This window comes from Paraburkholderia lacunae, assembly GCF_003353175.1.
Lineage (GTDB): Bacteria > Pseudomonadota > Gammaproteobacteria > Burkholderiales > Burkholderiaceae > Paraburkholderia > Paraburkholderia lacunae.
On sequence record NZ_QHKS01000018.1, the window covers coordinates 1 to 18,207 of the forward strand.

10 protein-coding genes are annotated in these 18,207 nt (G+C 61.9%); 5 read left to right on the plus strand and 5 right to left on the minus strand.

What is annotated here, in order from left to right; all coding sequences use genetic code 11:
• Positions 1 to 184: 184 nt before the first annotated feature.
• Positions 185 to 1,369, minus strand: a complete 1,185-nt coding sequence (gene pbpG / locus DLM46_RS24980) for a D-alanyl-D-alanine endopeptidase (RefSeq protein WP_115105001.1) — start codon at positions 1,367 to 1,369, stop codon at positions 185 to 187.
• Positions 1,370 to 2,143: 774 nt separating this feature from the next.
• Between pbpG and DLM46_RS24985 the strand changes: the two genes are divergently transcribed.
• Positions 2,144 to 2,716 (plus strand): phasin family protein, encoded by a 573-nt coding sequence (locus tag DLM46_RS24985; protein ID WP_115105003.1) that lies wholly within the window; start codon positions 2,144 to 2,146, stop codon positions 2,714 to 2,716.
• A 330-nt stretch (positions 2,717 to 3,046) separates the two neighbouring features.
• Here DLM46_RS24985 and lpdA read toward each other — a convergent pair whose 3' ends face one another.
• The 3 genes from lpdA to aceE all read right to left on the minus strand — a co-directional run bounded on the left by lpdA (position 3,047) and on the right by aceE (position 9,558).
• Positions 3,047 to 4,819, minus strand: coding sequence for a dihydrolipoyl dehydrogenase (gene lpdA, locus DLM46_RS24990; RefSeq protein WP_115105005.1), 1,773 nt, complete (start codon positions 4,817 to 4,819; stop codon positions 3,047 to 3,049).
• 300 nt (positions 4,820 to 5,119) lie between these two features.
• A complete protein-coding gene (gene aceF / locus DLM46_RS24995; RefSeq protein WP_115105008.1) occupies positions 5,120 to 6,775 on the minus strand; it encodes a dihydrolipoyllysine-residue acetyltransferase in 1,656 nt (551 codons plus the stop codon).
• An 86-nt stretch (positions 6,776 to 6,861) separates the two neighbouring features.
• Positions 6,862 to 9,558, minus strand: coding sequence for a pyruvate dehydrogenase (acetyl-transferring), homodimeric type (gene aceE / locus DLM46_RS25000; RefSeq protein ID WP_115105010.1), 2,697 nt, complete (start codon positions 9,556 to 9,558; stop codon positions 6,862 to 6,864).
• Between the two features lie 275 nt (positions 9,559 to 9,833).
• On the opposite strand from aceE, the gene fixL reads away from it, so the two are divergent.
• The 3 genes from fixL (at position 9,834) to folD (ending at position 14,379) form a co-directional block, all read left to right on the plus strand.
• Entirely contained in the window at positions 9,834 to 12,350 is a 2,517-nt protein-coding gene (gene fixL, locus DLM46_RS25005; RefSeq protein WP_115105012.1) for an oxygen sensor histidine kinase FixL, read from the plus strand.
• On the plus strand, positions 12,347 to 12,991 hold the full coding sequence (fixJ, locus tag DLM46_RS25010) for an oxygen response regulator transcription factor FixJ (RefSeq protein WP_073427541.1): 645 nt from the start codon (positions 12,347 to 12,349) through the stop codon (positions 12,989 to 12,991). Before fixL ends, fixJ begins: the two co-directional genes overlap by 4 nt.
• Before the next feature lie 530 nt (positions 12,992 to 13,521).
• Positions 13,522 to 14,379 (plus strand): bifunctional methylenetetrahydrofolate dehydrogenase/methenyltetrahydrofolate cyclohydrolase FolD, encoded by an 858-nt coding sequence (gene folD, locus DLM46_RS25015; RefSeq protein ID WP_115105015.1) that lies wholly within the window; start codon positions 13,522 to 13,524, stop codon positions 14,377 to 14,379.
• 137 nt (positions 14,380 to 14,516) lie between these two features.
• Here folD and DLM46_RS25020 read toward each other — a convergent pair whose 3' ends face one another.
• Complete coding sequence (locus DLM46_RS25020) at positions 14,517 to 15,632, minus strand: acyltransferase family protein (protein WP_115105017.1); 1,116 nt, start codon at positions 15,630 to 15,632, stop codon at positions 14,517 to 14,519.
• Between the two features lie 441 nt (positions 15,633 to 16,073).
• Between DLM46_RS25020 and DLM46_RS25025 the strand changes: the two genes are divergently transcribed.
• Positions 16,074 to 18,182 carry a M3 family metallopeptidase gene (locus DLM46_RS25025; protein ID WP_115105020.1) on the plus strand — a complete coding sequence of 703 codons (2,109 nt, stop codon included), beginning with the start codon at positions 16,074 to 16,076 and terminating at the stop codon, positions 18,180 to 18,182.
• Positions 18,183 to 18,207: the final 25 nt, after the last annotated feature.

The following is an 18,207-nucleotide window of genomic DNA, read 5'->3' on the forward strand; positions in this document are numbered from 1 at the left end:
CAGATCTACAACCAGGAACGACCGCATCATTCTTTAAAATACAGAACGCCCGATGAAGTTCATCGGGCGTTTCTAACCGCGAACAGCGGTGCGTAGGTGTCAACCTATGTCAGGACGGGTCAGCTGCTTGCTTCCCTGAGCACCAGTCCGAAAACCGGCTGCCGGAGAGATGCTTCGGATTGCTTCAGGTGCCCGCACCGCCGGCATCGGCGCTGGTGATGCGCGGCTGATCGCCGCCGTTATCGAGCCACGTCCGCAGACGCGTGGCGTCCGCGAAGCGCGAGTACTTACCCGACGAGTCGAGCAGCACCATGATCATCGGACGGCCATGAATGGTCGCCTGCATCACGAGGCACTCGCCTGCTTCGTTGATGAAACCGGTCTTTTGCAGACCGATGTCCCACGTCGGATTGCGCACCAGTGCGTTGGTGCTGTTGTACGCCAGCGTACGCTTGCCGGTGTACACCTCATAGCTGCGGTCGGTCGAGAACTTGCGGATCACCGGATACTGATACGCGGCGTTGACCATCTTCACGAGGTCGCGCGCGCTCGACACGTTCTGGCTCGTCAAGCCAGTGGGGTTTTCGAAGTGCGTGTCGGTCATGCCGAGCTGTTTGGCTTTCGCGTTCATCGCCGCGAGGAACGCCGGACGGCCGCCCGGAAAATAACGCGACAAAGCCGCAGCAGCGCGGTTTTCCGACGCCATCAATGCGATGTGCAGCATGTCTTCGCGCGAGAGCACGGAGCCTACCGACAGGCGCGAGCCGGTGTTCTTCTCGTAGTCGCGGTCTTCATCCGTGACCTCGATCTGGTCGGTCATCAGCTCCTTCGAGTCGAGCACCACCATCGCGGTCATCAGCTTGGTGATCGAGGCGATCGGCACCACGGCGCGCGAGTTCTTGTCGAAGAGCGATTCGCCGGTGTTCTGGTCGATCACGTACGCCACGCTCGAACGCAACATTAGCGCGTCAGGCGTGTCGTGCAGACCGAACGCCTGGCCGACGCTCGGCTGGCGCGGTTCGTACGCGACACGACGCATCACCGAGTGATGGCGTCCGTTCGTCGTGTACGTCACGCGCTTGCGCTTGACGCTTGCGCGCGGCGCGTCGTCATCAGCGGCGACGGGCTGTGCAGCTGCGCTGTTGCCGGCCTTCAACGACTTGCTCGACACCTTGGCGGTGGCGGCTGCCGGCTTCTTGCCTGCTTTCGCGTGTTTAGGGGATTGTGCAGTTGCGGCGGGCGTTGCGGCATAAGCAGTCACAGGTGTGGCGAACGCCGCCGCGATGACCATGGAGGCGGCCACCGACAGAGCGGTGCTGCGGGCCGCGCCGTGGATCACTTTTAGCGACGAAAACATGTCGGTTTTCATTGGTGTTCGTTAGGGAGCGGCGAGAGGTTTCCGCAAGTGTAGTAAAACAACGAAAAATTAGCAATTTTAAGCACTTATACGTGCTCCTTAAACCGGATTGTAAGCTCCGATCGCAAAAACACGAATAAGTGCTGCGCGTCGATCGAAAAAAACGATCGCCGCGCGTCTCGTCTCGCCGCCGCTATCCGTCGGAATCGACGCGATTCTTTCAGCATAACGGCAATTTCGAGACAACCTTGATCAGGGGAAATACGGTCTGAGCGCGAACCTGCGAAGCGTGGCCCGCGCAGCGGAACATTGCCGGGGACTCGCCACAGGTTGTTAAATACCTGCTGGAAACCAGCCAACGCGCATTCGACCGGCGTAGAACATTAACGTTCCGTGACGCTTTCCGGTTTACACCGAATGGGCAGCGGCGCGAATTTTTGTCCCCCGGAGAGGGCGCTGCGCCCGCCTCCACGCTCACGAGCGCCGACCAGAATCCGCCCCTTTTTCGGTAAAAAATACGGTTTCTTTGCGCACCAGCGCGGTGCGAAAGTTAAATTGACCTGCGTCATACGGATGTCATGCATGCCGCATAACGTACTGTTTTATAAGCATTTTTTTAATTTGGTGCAACGCACAAAAAACACTTGACATTCCCCGCCGTCATCCTAAAATGGGAACCATTGCTGCGATGCACAAACATCGCGGTGCGGAGGAGACGAATTGATGCGTCTCGCCATCAACCCAATACGGTCCGCACAGACAGACCGTAATCCAGGAGCGTAAACCATGACTCTGCTGACCCCTGAGCAATTCGCCGCAGCCCAGAAAGCCAACTTTGAAACGTTGTTCGGCCTGACGACCAAAGCATTTGAAGGCGTCGAAAAGCTGGTTGAACTGAACCTGCAAGTCGTGAAGTCAACGCTCGCGGAAAGCCAGGAAAACGCACAACGTGCATTGTCGGTGAAGGACGCGCAGGAACTGCTGGCGCTGCAAGCCAGCCTCGCGCAGCCGGTGGCCGAGAAGGCACTGTCGTACGGTCGTCACGTGTATGAAATCGTTTCGGCTACGCAAGGTGAATTCACCCGCGTTGCTGAAGCGCAATTCGAAGAGCAGAACCGCAAGGTTCAATCGCTCGTCGAAAACGTTGCCAAGAATGCACCGGCTGGCTCGGAAACCGCAGTCGCCGTGATGAAGTCGGCTATCACCGCTGCCAACACCACGTACGAAACGGTCCACAAGGCGACCAAGCAAGCTGTCGAAATCGCCGAAAGCAACTTCAATGCAGCCGCTACGGCCGCATCGAAGGCAGCATCGCAAGCTGCGGCGCAAGCATCGCGCTCGACCAAGAAGGCGGTCTAAGGTTCAACAACGAGCCGGCCTCGCGCCAAACAGGGCCGGCGGTATCGAAAGCAACAGCGCCGTGCGGTGCCGCGTAGCCTTACGCCGCGCCGCACGGCCGAACGCTCCGATACGTTGAACAGCGTATCGTTTGCCCGGCGAAGGCCGGGATTTTTTTTCCCGCGGCTTGCTGCGTTTTACGCGGGTTGCCGCGAGTTCCATGCCCCAACCGGTAAACGCTCTGCTCTGCTTGCTGCAATAAAAAAACGGCGCATCCCTTTACAGGATGCGCCGTTTTTCTTTGATACCGGCTTCTGGAAGACCGTTCAAATGCGAACGGCCCCTTCAGCGTTACTTCTTTTTCTGCGGCGGCAAGTCGGTGCAGACGCCTTCATACAACTCGGCGGCCATACCGATCGATTCGCCGAGCGTCGGATGCGGATGAATCGTCTTACCGATATCCGTTGCGTCCGCACCCATTTCGACCGCAAGGCAGATTTCGCTAATCAGATCGCCGGCATTCAGACCGACGATTCCGCCGCCGATCACGCGATGCGTTTCTTCGTCGAAGATCAGCTTGGTGAAGCCTTCATCGCGGCCGTTGGCGATTGCGCGGCCTGACGCGGCCCACGGGAACACGGCCTTGCCGTACTTGATGCCTTCGGCCTTCAACTCGTCTTCCGTCCTGCCGGCCCATGCCACTTCAGGATCGGTGTAGGCCACCGACGGAATCTGCAGCGCGTCGAAGTACGCCTTTTCGCCATGTGCGACTTCGGCGGCCACGTGAGCTTCATGCACAGCTTTGTGCGCGAGCATCGGCTGACCGACGATATCGCCGATTGCGAAGATGTGCGGCACGTTCGTGCGCATCTGCTTGTCGACGTCGATGAAGCCGCGATCCGTGACCGCGACACCGGCCTTGTCCGCGCCGATCTTCTTGCCGTTCGGCGAGCGGCCGACAGCGACCAGCACGAGGTCGTAGCGTTGCGCTTCGGCCGGGGCCTGTTCACCTTCGAACGACACGTAGATGCCGTCTTCCTTCGCCTCAGCCGCGGTGGTTTTGGTCTTCAGCATGACGTTGGCAAAACGCTTGCTGTTGTACTTCTGCCAGACCTTGACCAGATCGCGATCTGCACCGGTCATCAGACCGTCGAGCATTTCGACCACTTCGATCTGCGCGCCGAGCGTTGCATACACCGTTGCCATTTCGAGGCCGATGATGCCGCCGCCGATCACGAGCATGCGTTGCGGGATCTGGCGCAGTTCGAGCGCGCCGGTCGAATCGACCACGCGCGGATCTTCCGGCATGAACGGCAGCTTCACCGCTTCCGAGCCCGCCGCGATGATGGCCTGCTTGAACTTGACGACCTTCTTGCCGCCCTCGGTCTGCACTTCCATGTGATACGGATCGACGAACGCGCCGGTGCCCGTCACGACTTCGACCTTGCGCATCTTCGCCATGCCGGCGAGACCGCCGGTGAGCTTCTTGACGACGCTCGACTTGAAGTCGCGCAGCTTGTCGATGTCGATTTGCGGCTTGGCGAACGTGATGCCGTGCGCGCCGAGCGCTTCGGCTTCGTCGATCACGAGGGCCGTGTGCAGAAGCGCCTTCGATGGGATACAGCCGACGTTCAGACAGACGCCGCCAAGCGTCGCATAGCGTTCGACCAGCACCGTCTTCATGCCGAGGTCGGCCGAGCGGAATGCAGCGGAGTAACCGCCGGGACCCGACCCCAGCACGAGCATGTCGCACTCGATGTCGACGCTGCCGGAGAAACTACCGGCCTGCGGTGCGGGCGCGGCGGCCCTGGGTGCCGGCGCTGCCGCAGCTTGCGGTGCCGCTTGAGCGGGTGCCTTCTCCGGTGCTTTAGCCGGAGCTGCATCCGCTGACGTTTCGACGAGCGCGATGATCGTGCCTTCCGAGACTTTGTCGCCGGCTTTGACGCGGACTTCCTTGACGGTGCCGGCGATATCGCTCGGCACTTCGATGGAGGCCTTATCGGACTCGAGCGTCATCAGCGCCTGTTCGTTCTCGATGACGTCGCCCGGTTTGATATTGACTTCGACGACATCGACGTCTTTGAAGTCACCGATATCCGGCACTTTTACTTCGACGAGACTCATAGTGTCCCCTTCTCTTATTGATCGTTGATGAAGCGAAGAACCGGAGAACAATCAGCCTGAAAGCTGGCGGCGCGCCGAACAGAATCAGCCTTTGCCGTGCGCCGAAGGACACCCCGCGGGAACTACCCTTGGAGTGCGCGCCTTTCTTTGCCTACTTTTCTTCGGCAAGGCAAAGAAAAGTAGGTGTCGCCCCGCACCGGGGCAACGCCAACAGACCGATAAGAAAGCAGGTTCAACGAAGAGACGCGGATAAGCCATTAACAAAAAAAGCGATCCGCGCCGCAGGCAATCATCAAAAGATCAAAGAATCACACGCCGAAAATCGGCAAGAATCGACCCAAGGTACGCATTGAAGCGCGCCGCTTCCGCCCCATCGATCACGCGATGGTCATACGACAAAGACAGCGGCAACATCAAGCGCGGCACAAACTGCTTCCCGTCCCACACCGGCTTCATCGCGCCGCGCGACAAACCGAGAATGGCGACTTCAGGCGCATTGATAATCGGCGTGAAGTTCGTGCCGCCAATCCCACCCAGCGAAGAAATCGAGAAGCAACCGCCTTGCATCTGGTCCGGCTTCAGCTTGCCTTCGCGCGCCGCCTTCGACAGATCGGTCATTTCTCTCGCGATCTCGACCAGACCCTTCTTGTCCGCGTCGCGAATCACCGGAACCACCAGGCCGTTCGGCGTATCGGCAGCAAAGCCCACGTGGTAGTACTGCTTGAACACGAGGTTGTCGCCGTCGAGGCTGGCGTTAAACGTCGGGAATTTCTTCAGGGCGGACACGACAGCCTTGATGACGAACGCCAGCATCGTGATCTTCACGCCGGCCTTTTCGTTTTCCTTGTTCAACTGCACGCGCAGTGCTTCGAGTTCGGTGATGTCCGCTTCGTCGTTGTTCGTGACGTGCGGAATCATGACCCAGTTGCGATGCAGATTCGCGCCCGAAATCTTCTTGATGCGCGACAGCGGCTTCGGATCGATCGGGCCGAACTTGGTGAAGTCGACCTTCGGCCACGGCAGCAGGTTCAACTCGCCGCCAGCCGCGGCAGGTGCAGCCGCGGCTGCCGGAGCAGCACGCTGGCCGGTCATGACGCCCTTGATGAAGGCAGTCACGTCCGCTTGCGTGATACGGCCCTTCGGACCCGTGCCCTGCACTTGCGTCACATCGACGCCGAGTTCGCGCGCGAACTTGCGCACGGACGGCGAGGCATGGCTCGAATGCCGCGCGCCGCCTTCGCCGGCCGGAATCACCGGCGCTAGCGCAAGCGCCGACGGCGACGCCGGAGCGGGCGACGGTGCAGCCGGCGCATCCGACGGCTTCTCGACGGTTTCCTGCTTCGGCGCGGGAGCCAGCGCAGCCGCGCCACCTTCGGCCTCCACCACGACGATCACCGAGCCTTCCGACACGGTATCGCCCACCTTGACCTTCAATTCCTTGACGACGCCCGCGGCCGTGCTCGGCACGTCCATGGTCGCCTTGTCGGATTCGAGCGTCACGAGCGACTGCTCTTTCTCGACACGATCGCCGACCTTCACCGCGACTTCGATCACGGGAATATCTTTGTAGTCGCCGATATCCGGCACTTTGACTTCTTGCAGACCGCCGCCGCTTGCAGCCGACGCCGGGGCGGGCGCAGCAGCAGCAGCCGGCGCGGGAGCCGGTGCGGCAGCAGGCGCCGGGGCCGGTGCGGGCGAAGCAGCGGCACCGCCTGCAGCTCCATCCAGCACGACGATCAGCGAGCCTTCCGACACGTTGTCGCCAACCTTGACCCTCACTTCCTTGACGACGCCCGCAGCTGAGCTCGGCACGTCCATGGTCGCCTTGTCGGACTCCAGCGTCACGAGCGACTGCTCTTTCTCGACGGTATCACCCGCCTTCACCAGCACCTCGATCACAGGGATGTCCTTGTAATCGCCGATGTCCGGCACCTTGACTTCGATCGCTTGACTCATTGTTAGTGTCTCCTGGGCCGCGCACGCGGCCCGCCCCTGACAATCAGGGGCGGGCGCGCACGCCGTGGCACACGGGGAATGATGCCTTAGACGGTCATCGGGTTGGGTTTGGCGGGATCAAGGTTGTACTTCTTGAGCGCCTCGGCGACGACCTTGCGTTCGATCGTGCCTTCATCTGCCAGTGCATTCAACGCGGCAACCGTGACCCAGTAGCGGTCGACTTCGAAGAAGTGGCGCAGCTTTTCACGCGTGTCCGAACGGCCGTAGCCGTCCGTGCCCAGCACGACGAACTTGTGCGGCACGAACGCGCGGATCTGCTCGGTCAGCGCACGCACGTAGTCGGTCGAAGCGATCACCGGACCTTGTGCGTCCTTCAGCAGCTTCTCGACGTGCGAGAGCTTCTTTTCTTCCGTCGGGTGCAGCAGGTTCCAGCGCTGCACTTCGTGACCTTCGCGCGCGAGCTCGGTGAAGCTCGGCACGCTCCACAGATCGGCGGCGACGCCCCAGTCGTTTTTCAGCAGATCGGCAGCGGCGATCACTTCGTTGAAGATCGTGCCCGCGCCCATCAGTTGCACGCGCGGCGCCTTCCCGTCGGCTTCTGCCTTCTTGAACGAGTACATGCCCTTGATGATGTCGGACGCTACAGCATCGCCCTGCGGCATCGCCGGGTGCTCGTAGTTTTCGTTCATCACCGTGATGTAGTAGTACACGTCCTCCTGCTCGGCGACCATGCGGCGCAGACCGTCCTGCATGATGACCGCGAGTTCGTAACCGAAGGTCGGGTCATAGCTGATGCAGTTCGGCACCGAAGCGGCCCACAGCAGCGAGTGGCCGTCTTCGTGTTGCAGACCTTCGCCGTTCAGCGTCGTACGGCCGGCAGTGCCGCCCAGCAGGAAGCCGCGCGAGCGCATGTCGCCCGCCGCCCATGCCAGGTCGCCGATACGCTGGAAGCCGAACATCGAGTAGAAGATGTAGAACGGGATCATGATCTCGCCGTGCGTCGAGTATGACGTCGCGGCTGCGATCCAATCCGACATGCCGCCGGCTTCGTTGATGCCTTCCTGCAGGATCTGACCGGTTTCCGATTCACGGTAGAACATCAGCTGGTCGGAATCTTCCGGCACGTACTTCTGGCCGTCCTGATTCCAGATGCCGATCTGGCGGAACAGGCCTTCCATACCGAAGGTACGCGATTCGTCCGGCACGATCGGCACGACGCGCTTACCGAGCGCCTTGTCTTTCAGCAGGATGTTCAGGATCCGCACGAACGCCATCGTCGTGGAGATCTCGCGGCCTTCGCCCGTGCCCTTCAGGAGCGGCTCGAATGCCGACAGTTCCGGCACCGGCAGCGACTCCGCCTTCTGACGGCGCGCCGGCAGATAGCCACCCAGATCCTGGCGGCGGCTGCGCATGTACTCGAGTTCCTTCGAACCTTCTTCGAACTTGAGGTACGGCACGTTGACGATGTCTTCGTCGGAGATCGGCAGACGGAACTGGTCGCGGAATTTCTTCAGCTGATCCACCTGCATCTTCTTCTGCTGGTGGGTGATGTTCATTGCCTGACCGGCCTCGCCCATGCCGTAGCCCTTGATCGTCTTGGCGAGGATCACGGTCGGCTGGCCCTTCGTGTTGGTGGCTTCCGAAAACGCGGCGTAGATCTTGTGCGGATCGTGGCCGCCGCGGTTCAGGTTCCAGATGTCCTCGTCGGACCAGTCGGCAACCAGCGCCTTCAGTTCCGGCGAGTTGAAGAAGTGCTCGCGAACGTACGCGCCCGATTCCGATTTGTACGTCTGATATTCGCCGTCGACGACTTCCATCATCCGGCGCATCAGCGCGCCCGACTTGTCGCGCTGGAACAACGCATCCCAGCGGCTGCCCCAGATCACCTTGATGACGTTCCAGCCGGCGCCGCGGAATTCGCTTTCGAGTTCCTGGATGATCTTGCCGTTACCGCGCACCGGGCCATCCAGGCGCTGCAGGTTGCAGTTGATCACGAACACGAGGTTGTCGAGCCGTTCGCGGCCGGCCATGCCAATTGCGCCAAGCGATTCCGGTTCATCCGTTTCGCCGTCGCCGAGGAAGGCCCAGACCTTGCGGCCGTCGGTCTTCGCGATGCCGCGCGCCTGCATGTACTTCATGAAGCGCGCCTGATAGATCGCCATGATCGGGCCAAGGCCCATCGAGACGGTCGGGAATTGCCAGAAGTCCGGCATCAGCCACGGATGCGGATACGACGAGATGCCCTCGCCGCCCACTTCCTGACGGAAGTTGTCGAGCTGGTTTTCGCTCAGACGGCCGAGCAGAAATGCGCGCGAGTACACGCCCGGCGACGAGTGCCCCTGCACGAACACGAGGTCGCCGCCATGTTTATCCGACGGCGCATGCCAGAAATGGTTGTAGCCGACGTCGTACAGCGTGGCGGCCGACGCGAACGATGCGATGTGGCCGCCGACATTCGTGTCCTTGCCGGCGCGCAGCACCATTGCGATGGCGTTCCAGCGCGTGTACGAGCGAATGCGGTGTTCAAGATCCTGGTCGCCGGGAATCGGCGCCTGGCGCGTGACCGGGATCGTGTTGATGTACGGGGTGTTGGCGGAGAACGGCAGATGTTCGCCGTGCACGCGGGCAAATTCGATTTGCTTTTCGATGAGGTAGTGAGCGCGGTCAGGGCCCACAGCAGAAATCACGCCATCCAGCGCTTCCAGCCATTCGCCGGTTTCCTGGGGATCGTCGTCTTTTTCGGCGGCGACATATTTCATGACTTCGTCGGGTACAGCGGACATGCTCGTCTCCTGGATATAGAGGAACGCTCTTTGGACAGACGACGCGGACGAAGCACGGCCGCGGCAGCTTCGGCCGATTGTAATAAGGGTCCCGACGTCCGCGCAACAAGATTTTCGAATTACGAGATCACTTCTCATAATGCGGAAAATTGCTGCGGCGCACCCTGATCTGACTGCCGATCGACGGATACGTTGGCTAGTTTGCGCCGGTTATCGTGACTTTCAGCGCTTTTTTGCGCCATTTTCGAGTGACACGCTGCGCTACAATGCCACGCATGTTGACCGAACGGCTTTTCGCACGCTCGGCGCGCACCGCCGGTTCGCCTGCGGATTCGACGCCGTCCTCCCGCTGGCACCATGGACCATGGTGGTCGAACTCCTATTTGCTGACGCCGCTCCTGTCGATCCTGGTTTTCCTGGTCGTCATGAGCCTGATTCTGTGGAGCCTGAACCGGCGCGAACAGCAGCAGCAGGAAGACACCCTCTACCGTAACGTCGCGTGGGCACAGCAGCAGATCCGCCTGTCCATGACGGGCGCGCAGGAACAGATCCAGGCGCTCGCCCGCGACCTCGCCGCCGGCCATTCGGACCCGCATTCGTTCCAGGTGTCTACCACGGACATCATGCAGGGGCATCCCGAAATCCTCTACATGAACTGGTACACGAGCCAGCAGCAGCCGCGCTGGCCCAATACCGCACTGCCGGTGTTCGGCCAGCGGCTTGCCAAACCGAACGATTCGCAGATGGACGAGGCCGTCAAAGCCGCGTTCGCCGAGGCGCGCAGCACGCGCCGCCAGGTGTACTCGCCGCTCATTTACGACGACCTGCGCAACGGCTACATCACGCTGCAAACGCCGGTGTACCGCGACCGTGACTTCCTCGGCACGATTGCTGCTGTGTTCTCGGTGGAAGGGATCCTGAAGCACGACATTCCGCCCGAGCTGTCGGCCAAATACAAGATCTCGATCATCGACGTGAACAACCGCGAGTTGACCACCACGTCGACCCGCCCGCGCCTGCCGCGCGACATGTTCTACGACCTGCCGCTCGACCCGCCGGGCCAGGGCGTTTCGGTGCGCGTCTACGCGTTCCCGCAGCTGACCAACTTCACCAACAACACGCTGGTCTGGCTGGTGGCCGGGCTGTCGTGCTTCGTGTTGTGGAGTCTGTGGAGCCTGTGGAAACACACGCGGCAGCGCTTCGAAGCGCAGCAGGCGCTGTACGCCGAAGCCTTCTTTCGCCGCGCGATGGAAAACTCGGTGTTGATCGGCATGCGCGTGCTCGACATGCATGGCCGCATTACCCACGTCAATCCGGCGTTTTGCCGCATGACCGGCTGGGACGAAAGCGATCTGGTCGGCAAAAATGCGCCGTTCGCCTACTGGCCGCGCGACGCCTACCCCGAGATGCAGCGCCAGCTCGACATGACCTTGCGCGGCAAGGCGCCCTCCTCGGGTTTCGAGTTGCGCGTGCGCCGCAAGGACGGCTCGCTGTTTCACGCACGTCTCTATGTCTCGCCGCTGATCGACAGCTCGGGCCGCCAGACCGGCTGGATGTCGTCGATGACGGACATCACCGAGCCGAAACGCGCGCGCGAGGAACTCGCGGCCGCGCACGAGCGCTTCACCACCGTGCTCGAAAGCCTCGACGCCGCCGTCTCGGTGCTGGCCGCCGACGAGGCCGAACTGCTGTTCGCCAACCGCTACTATCGCCACCTCTTCGGCATCCGCCCGGACGGTCATCTGGAATTGGCGGGCGGCGGGTTCGATAGCGCGCAGGCGTCGTCCGATTCGATCGATATGGTGGATGCCTATGCGGGCCTGCCTGCCGCCGCGTTGACCGAAAGCACCGCCGACGCACAGGAAATCTATGTGCAAAGCATCCAGAAATGGTTCGAAGTGCGCCGTCAGTACATTCAATGGGTGGACGGCCACCTCGCGCAGATGCAGATCGCGACCGACATCACCACGCGCAAGCAGGCTCAGGAACTCTCGCGTCAGCAGGACGAGAAGCTGCAGTTCACCAGCCGCCTGATGACGATGGGCGAAATGGCGTCGTCGCTGGCTCACGAACTGAATCAACCGCTCGCCGCCATCAATAACTATTGCTCCGGAACCGTGGCACTGGTTAAATCCGGTCGAACGACGCCTGACAATCTGTTGCCCGTGCTCGAGAAGACCGCGCAACAGGCGGTGCGGGCCGGCATGATCATCAAGCGCATCCGCGAGTTCGTCAAACGCAGCGAGCCGAAACGGCAAGCCACGCGCGTGGCCGATATCGTCGCGGACGCGGTGGGTCTGGCCGAAATCGAAACGCGCAAGCGACGCATTCGCATCGTCACCGATCTGCGCTCGCGCCTGCCGGTGATCTATGTCGACCCGGTACTGATCGAGCAGGTGCTGGTCAACCTGCTAAAGAACGGTGCCGAAGCGATGGCCGAAGCACGGCCGAACGCGGTCGATCCGGTGATTCGCGTGGTCGTGCGGCTGGAGAGCGGGTTTGTCTGCATCAGCGTCGTCGACCAGGGACCGGGCGTCGACGAAGCAACAGCCGAGCGGCTGTTCGAACCGTTTTACAGCACCAAGTCCGACGGTATGGGCATGGGGCTGAACATTTGCCGTTCGATTATCGAATCGCACCGCGGCCGCTTGTGGGTGGTGAACAACGTCGAATCTGACGGCCACATCACAGGCGCCACGTTCCATTGCAGTCTGCCTATTGGAGAGCCTGACGGCCCGAGCAACGGCGGGTCAGAGGCGCCGACACCACAAACCGTTACGGGAGAGCTATGAACAGCCCAGTCACCACACAGGAAACTGTCTTTGTCGTCGACGACGACGAGGCCGTGCGAGATTCGCTGCGCTGGCTGCTGGAGGCGAACGGCTACCGCGTGCAATGCTTCTCCAGCGCCGAGCAGTTCATCGACGCCTGGCAACCGCATCAGCACCCTGGCCAGATCGCGTGTCTGATTCTCGATGTGCGGATGTCCGGCATGAGCGGGCTCGAGTTGCAGGAACGCCTGATCGCCGACAACGCGTCGCTGCCGATCATCTTCGTGACGGGTCACGGCGACGTGCCGATGGCGGTGTCGACGATGAAAAAAGGCGCAATGGACTTTATCGAAAAACCGTTCGACGAAGCCGAGTTGCGCAAGCTGGTCGAGCGCATGCTCGACAAGGCGCGCAGCGAAAGCACCAGCGTGCAGCAACAACGTGCCGCCGCCGAGCGTCTGGGCAAGCTGACCGCGCGTGAACATCAGGTGCTCGAGCGCATCATCGCGGGCCGCCTGAACAAGCAGATCGCCGACGATCTCGGCATCAGCATCAAGACGGTTGAAGCACACCGCGCGAACATCATGGAAAAGCTCAACGTCAACACGGTCGCCGATCTGCTGCGACTCGCGTTGTCGAACAAGCCGCAGCAGGCGCAATGAGTACGACAAGCGCTGCACGCTTCACCTGAACGCCTCTGAGGTGTGACGCGGCCGGACTGTCAACAGTCCGGCCCGCCCCTGCTGTTCCGCTTCTCCGCTTCTCCGCTTCTCCGCTTCTCCGCTTCTCCGCTTCTCCGCTTCTCCGCTTCTCCGGTCGCGCTTTCTACCGCATGCAGCGACGGCGAGCCGCATGGTTCGACACATCGCCATCAAACCGTTCGATCCGGATGACTCCTGGCAGCCGGTGCAGCAGTAAGCGCACAACCGGCGGGTCGATAGCTGGCCATAGCGTCGAGTGGCCTTGAGCAGCCTTGAGTGCCCTTGAGTGGCATTACGAGCGCGCGCGGCGCCGCGCGGCACGCGAGGGCCGCGCCGGTATAATGTTGGACTTCGCAGCGGCGCGCGTCTTTCCGATTCGCGCCGCGCGCTTTTCCAGAACCGACAGGCTCGCGGAAAAAGCGCCGCCAGGCGAGCTGTGAGCCAGCACGCCAGCGTTGTCCCGCTTTCCAAACCGCCCATCTCGACCGACCATGACTGCCAAACTGATCGACGGCCTAGCCCTTTCCAAGACCCTGCGCGCCGACGTCGCCGCGCGCGCCGCCGCCCTCACCGCCCGCGGCCATCAGCCGGGCCTCGCCGTGGTGCTGGTCGGCGACAATCCCGCCAGCGAAGTGTACGTGCGCAACAAGGTCAAGGCATGCCACGACAACGGCCTCGGTTCGTCGTTCGACCGCTATCCGGCCGACTTGCCGGAAGCCGATCTGCTCGCGCGCATCGACGAATTGAACCGCGATCCGCGCATCCACGGCATTCTGGTGCAGCTGCCGCTGCCGCCGCATATCGACAGCCACAAGGTGATCGAGGCAATCGCCCGGGAAAAGGACGTCGACGGTTTTCACGTCGCCAATGCCGGTGCGCTGATGACCGGTCAACCGCTGTTCCGTCCGTGCACGCCATACGGCGTGATGAAAATGCTGGCCGCGTACGAGATTGCGCTGAAAGGCGCGAACGCGGTGGTGATCGGCCGCTCGAACATCGTCGGCAAGCCGATGGCGCTGCTGCTGCTCGAAGCCGGCGCGACCGTCACGATCTGCCATAGCAAGACGCGCGATCTGGCCGCCCATACGCGCAACGCCGACGTGGTGGTCGCCGCCACCGGCTTGCACAACATTCTCACCGCGGACATGGTGAAGCCGGGCGCAGCCGTGATCGACGTCGGCATGAATCGCGACGAGACCGGCAAGCTGTGCGGCGACGTCGATTTCGCGGGCGTTAAGGAAGTGGCCGGCTACATTACGCCGGTACCCGGCGGCGTCGGTCCGATGACCATCACGATGCTGCTCGTCAATACGATCGAAGCTGCAGAACGCGAAGCCGCGAAAGCTTAAACGCAACAAAACGGCGCAACGCCGGCGAAACGCTTTCGCCGGCTTTTAAGGCAGTTTTCGAGGCCGCTTTTAAGGCGGTTTTCATGGCCTGATCCATCGGCATCGAATCGCGCCGCTCAACAACGCCCCCGACACCCTCAACGAGCGACGCGATCGCGTGCAGAGATGCCGGAGCCTAGCGGCGTATCCGAGCGCGCAAGACGCCGCCGACACCATTTCAGCACCGGCCGCTCCACGAAGTGCCACGACAGCGCCGCGCACAAAAGGATAAACGGCGCGGCAAGCAGCACGGCCGTCACATGGCTCAGTTGCGGCGCGAGGCTCGCGACACACTGCTGCATCATGAAGCCATACAGATAGATCCCGTACGAGTAATCGTGGCGCGGCACGAAACGATGCAGGAGCGGTGTCGTGCCCACCCACAGCGCGCCGTACACGAAGGCCAGATAGAACAGCAGCTGAGCGCCGGCGGTATCGCGGAACACGAGAAAAACCATCGCCAGCGTGAGGGCCATCAGCCCGTTGATGTCGATCCGTTCACGCCAGCCGTACAGCAGCATCCCGACCATGAAAAACGGCTCAGGCCAGAACGAATAGCCGCCGGGCGTTTCGCTGAAATCACGCAGACCGATCTGCAGATGCGGCACATGCACGCGAAACACGAACGCGGCGCAACCGAGCGCCACGGCCAGCACGATGCCGCGCGGGTTCGACAGCAGTCCCAGCATACCGGTCACGAGCACGATCAGATAGCAGCGCACTTCGAGCGGCAACGTCCACAGCGGCGCGCAAACGTCGAAGACAAAACGGTTGTGCTCGAACACGCCGGGCAGCACCCAGCCGGTTTTCAGCACGATGGTCGAGAAGTTGTCCAGATTGGCCCACGTCACGCTGGAGGCAAAATAGTCGCGCAGCGGCAGCGTCGTGAAGAGCGGCCCGATCAGCAGCACCGTCACCAGCGAGCCGCCCGCCACGGCCGGCCACAAGCGCGCGATGCGCAACGCCACGAAACGAGGCACCGAGCGTTGCCGGTCGAAGCTGGCGGTCACCAGCATGCCGCTCAGCAAAAAGAACGCGTAGACGCCAAGCGCCCCGAAACCGTCGAAGCCGAGCGCGTTCTGGACCCAATCGGTCGTGCCGTCGGGCGCTTGCAGCAGATACGAATGGCCGTACACCACGGCGATGGCGGCAAGAAGCCGCACGAGGTCGAAATTGTTGCCGTTGCGCGATAGAGCGTGCGAAAGCGGATTCATCGATACCTCTGGCAGAAGCGCTGCTGGCGGACGGCGACACGCCACAATGCGGCGTGGCAGCAATTTTCACCGTTCGCTTTCGCACAAAGCGACGCGGCCAATTCCTTACGCCTATCCGCCACCTCGGCGCCACCTCGGCGCCACCTGGGCACCACATAAGCGCGCCACATAAGCGCTGCATAGGCGCTGCACAAGCGCCACCTAGACGCGACATAAGCGCTGCATGAGCGCTGCATGAGCGCCGCGTCAGCCTGCGCGCGGCACACCGCGCCCGCGCGCAGCGCCGCGACATCTGATAATTTGTCTGCCGACGGATTGGAATCGGCGCGCCCTGCCCCAATAATGGCTATATCGGGCGCGCCTGGGTTGTCAGCGCGCCCGTCGATTCACTGCGTCGCTTCACCGAGATTACCCGTTCACCCGCGTCAGACAGGAAGCCTTATGTCCACTACCCCCTCGACACACGACAATCCGCTCCTCGATTTCTCCGACCTGCCGCGCTTTGGCGAGATCCGCCCCGAACACGTCACGCCCGCTCTGGACGTACTGCTCGCCAATGCGAGCGCGGCCGTCGAACGCGCCGCCCAGCCCATCACGCCAGCCTCATGGGCCGACGTGGTCGAACCGGTCGAGCGCGCCACCGAGCCGCTCTCGCGCGCCTGGAGCGTGGTCGGTCATTTGAACGCCGTGGCCGACACGCCGGAGCTGCGTGCCGTGTACGGCGAGAATCTGCCGCGCGTGACCGAATTCTGGTCGAGCGTCGGACAAAATCTCGCCTTGTATGAGAAGTACAAGGCGCTCAACGCGAGCGGCGATTTCGCATCGCTCACCGGCGAGCGCAAGAAGATCCTCGGCAATGCGCTGCGCGACTTCCGTTTGTCCGGCGCGGAATTGCCGGAAGACCGGAAGCCGCATTTCGCCGAATTGCAGGAACGTCAGGCGGCGTTGTCGAAGGCGTTTTCGGATCACGTGCTCGACGCGACCAACGCCTACGCGTATCTCGTCGAAGCCGGCAATGAGGCCGAACTGGCCGGCCTGCCCGAAGACGTAATCGAAGCCGCGAAGGAAGGCGCCGAACGCGACGGTAAGACCGGCTATAAATTCACGCTGCACTTCCCGTCGTATTTCCCGGTGATGCAGTACTCGGAAAATCGTCCGATGCGCGAAGCGATGTACCGCGCCTACGTGACGCGCGCGTCCGAACTCGGCCCGCAATACGGCAACGGCAAGTCCGACTGGGACAACACCGAGGTGCTCGCCGAACAGCTGAAGCTGCGCGCCGAAGAAGCGCAGATGCTCGGCTACAACAACTTCGCCGAAGTATCGCTCGCGCCGAAGATGGCCGAATCGCCCGCGCAAGTGATGAGCTTCCTTGAAGATCTCGCCACGCGTGCGCGTCCGCATGCGGAACAGGACTGGAAGGAACTGCGCGAATTCGCCGCGAACGAACTCGGCATGGCCGAATTGCAGCCGTGGGACATGACGTTCGCCGCTGAACGTCTGCGTCAGAAGCGCTACTCGTTCTCCGAAAACGAAGTCAAACAGTACTTCCCGGAAGACGCGGTATTCAAGGGGCTCTTCAAGGTGACCGAGACGTTGTTCGGCGTGCGCATCCGTCGCGACGAAGCAGCCGTGTGGCATCCGGACGTGCGCTTTTTCCGCGTCGAGAATCAGGACGGCGGCCTCGTCGCGCAGTTCTACCTCGACCTCTATGCGCGCGAAGGCAAACGCGGCGGCGCCTGGATGGACGATGCGCGCGGCCGCCACAAACACACGCACGGCGGCGTGCAAACGCCGGTCGCGTATCTGACCTGCAACTTCTCCGCGCCGGTCGGCGGCAAGCCCGCCTGCTTCACGCACGACGAAGTGATCACGCTGTTCCACGAGTTCGGCCACGGTCTGCATCACATGCTCACGCGCGTCGACGAACTGGGCGTGTCGGGCATCAACGGCGTCGAATGGGACGCGGTGGAGTTGCCGTCGCAGTTCATGGAGAACTTCTGCTGGGAGTGGGACGTGCTGCGCGACATGACTTCGCACGTCGAAACGGCGAGGCCGCTGCCGCGCGATCTGTTCAACAAGATGCTGGCCGCGAAGAACTTCCAGAGCGGTCTGGGCACACTGCGGCAGATCGTGTTCTCGATGTTCGACATGCAATTGCATACCGGCTTCGATGCGTCCGGCACGAAGAACGCCACCGAACTCGCACGTGAGATCAACGAGCGCTTCCATGTGGTGCCGCAGGCCGAATTCTCGCGTTGGCCGAATACGTTCAGCCATATTTTCGCGGGTGGTTATGCGGCGGGCTACTACAGCTACAAGTGGGCCGAGGTCCTGTCCGCCGACGCTTACGCCGCGTTCGAAGAAGCCGCGCAAGCTGCGAGCGGCAGCGTGCTCGATGCGGCAACCGGCATGCGTTATCGCAAGGAGATTCTGGAAGTGGGCGGCAGCCGTCCGGCGATGGAATCGTTCAAGGCGTTCCGCGGCCGCGAGCCGAATATCGACGCGCTGTTGCGCCACAACGGCATGACGCCGGAGGCGGCGCATTGATGAGTTGAAACAGCGGCGCGTTTGC

Excerpts from the sequence above, each read along its gene's own strand:
- pbpG (WP_115105001.1), bottom strand. The coding sequence starts at position 1,369 with ATGAAAACCGACATGTTTTCGTCGCTAAAAGTGATCCACGGCGCGGCC.
- DLM46_RS24985 (WP_115105003.1), top strand. The coding sequence starts at position 2,144 with ATGACTCTGCTGACCCCTGAGCAATTCGCCGCAGCCCAGAAAGCCAAC.
- lpdA (WP_115105005.1), bottom strand. The coding sequence starts at position 4,819 with ATGAGTCTCGTCGAAGTAAAAGTGCCGGATATCGGTGACTTCAAAGAC.
- aceF (WP_115105008.1), bottom strand. The coding sequence starts at position 6,775 with ATGAGTCAAGCGATCGAAGTCAAGGTGCCGGACATCGGCGATTACAAG.
- aceE (WP_115105010.1), bottom strand. The coding sequence starts at position 9,558 with ATGTCCGCTGTACCCGACGAAGTCATGAAATATGTCGCCGCCGAAAAA.
- fixL (WP_115105012.1), top strand. The coding sequence starts at position 9,834 with ATGTTGACCGAACGGCTTTTCGCACGCTCGGCGCGCACCGCCGGTTCG.
- fixJ (WP_073427541.1), top strand. The coding sequence starts at position 12,347 with ATGAACAGCCCAGTCACCACACAGGAAACTGTCTTTGTCGTCGACGAC.
- folD (WP_115105015.1), top strand. The coding sequence starts at position 13,522 with ATGACTGCCAAACTGATCGACGGCCTAGCCCTTTCCAAGACCCTGCGC.
- DLM46_RS25020 (WP_115105017.1), bottom strand. The coding sequence starts at position 15,632 with ATGAATCCGCTTTCGCACGCTCTATCGCGCAACGGCAACAATTTCGAC.
- DLM46_RS25025 (WP_115105020.1), top strand. The coding sequence starts at position 16,074 with ATGTCCACTACCCCCTCGACACACGACAATCCGCTCCTCGATTTCTCC.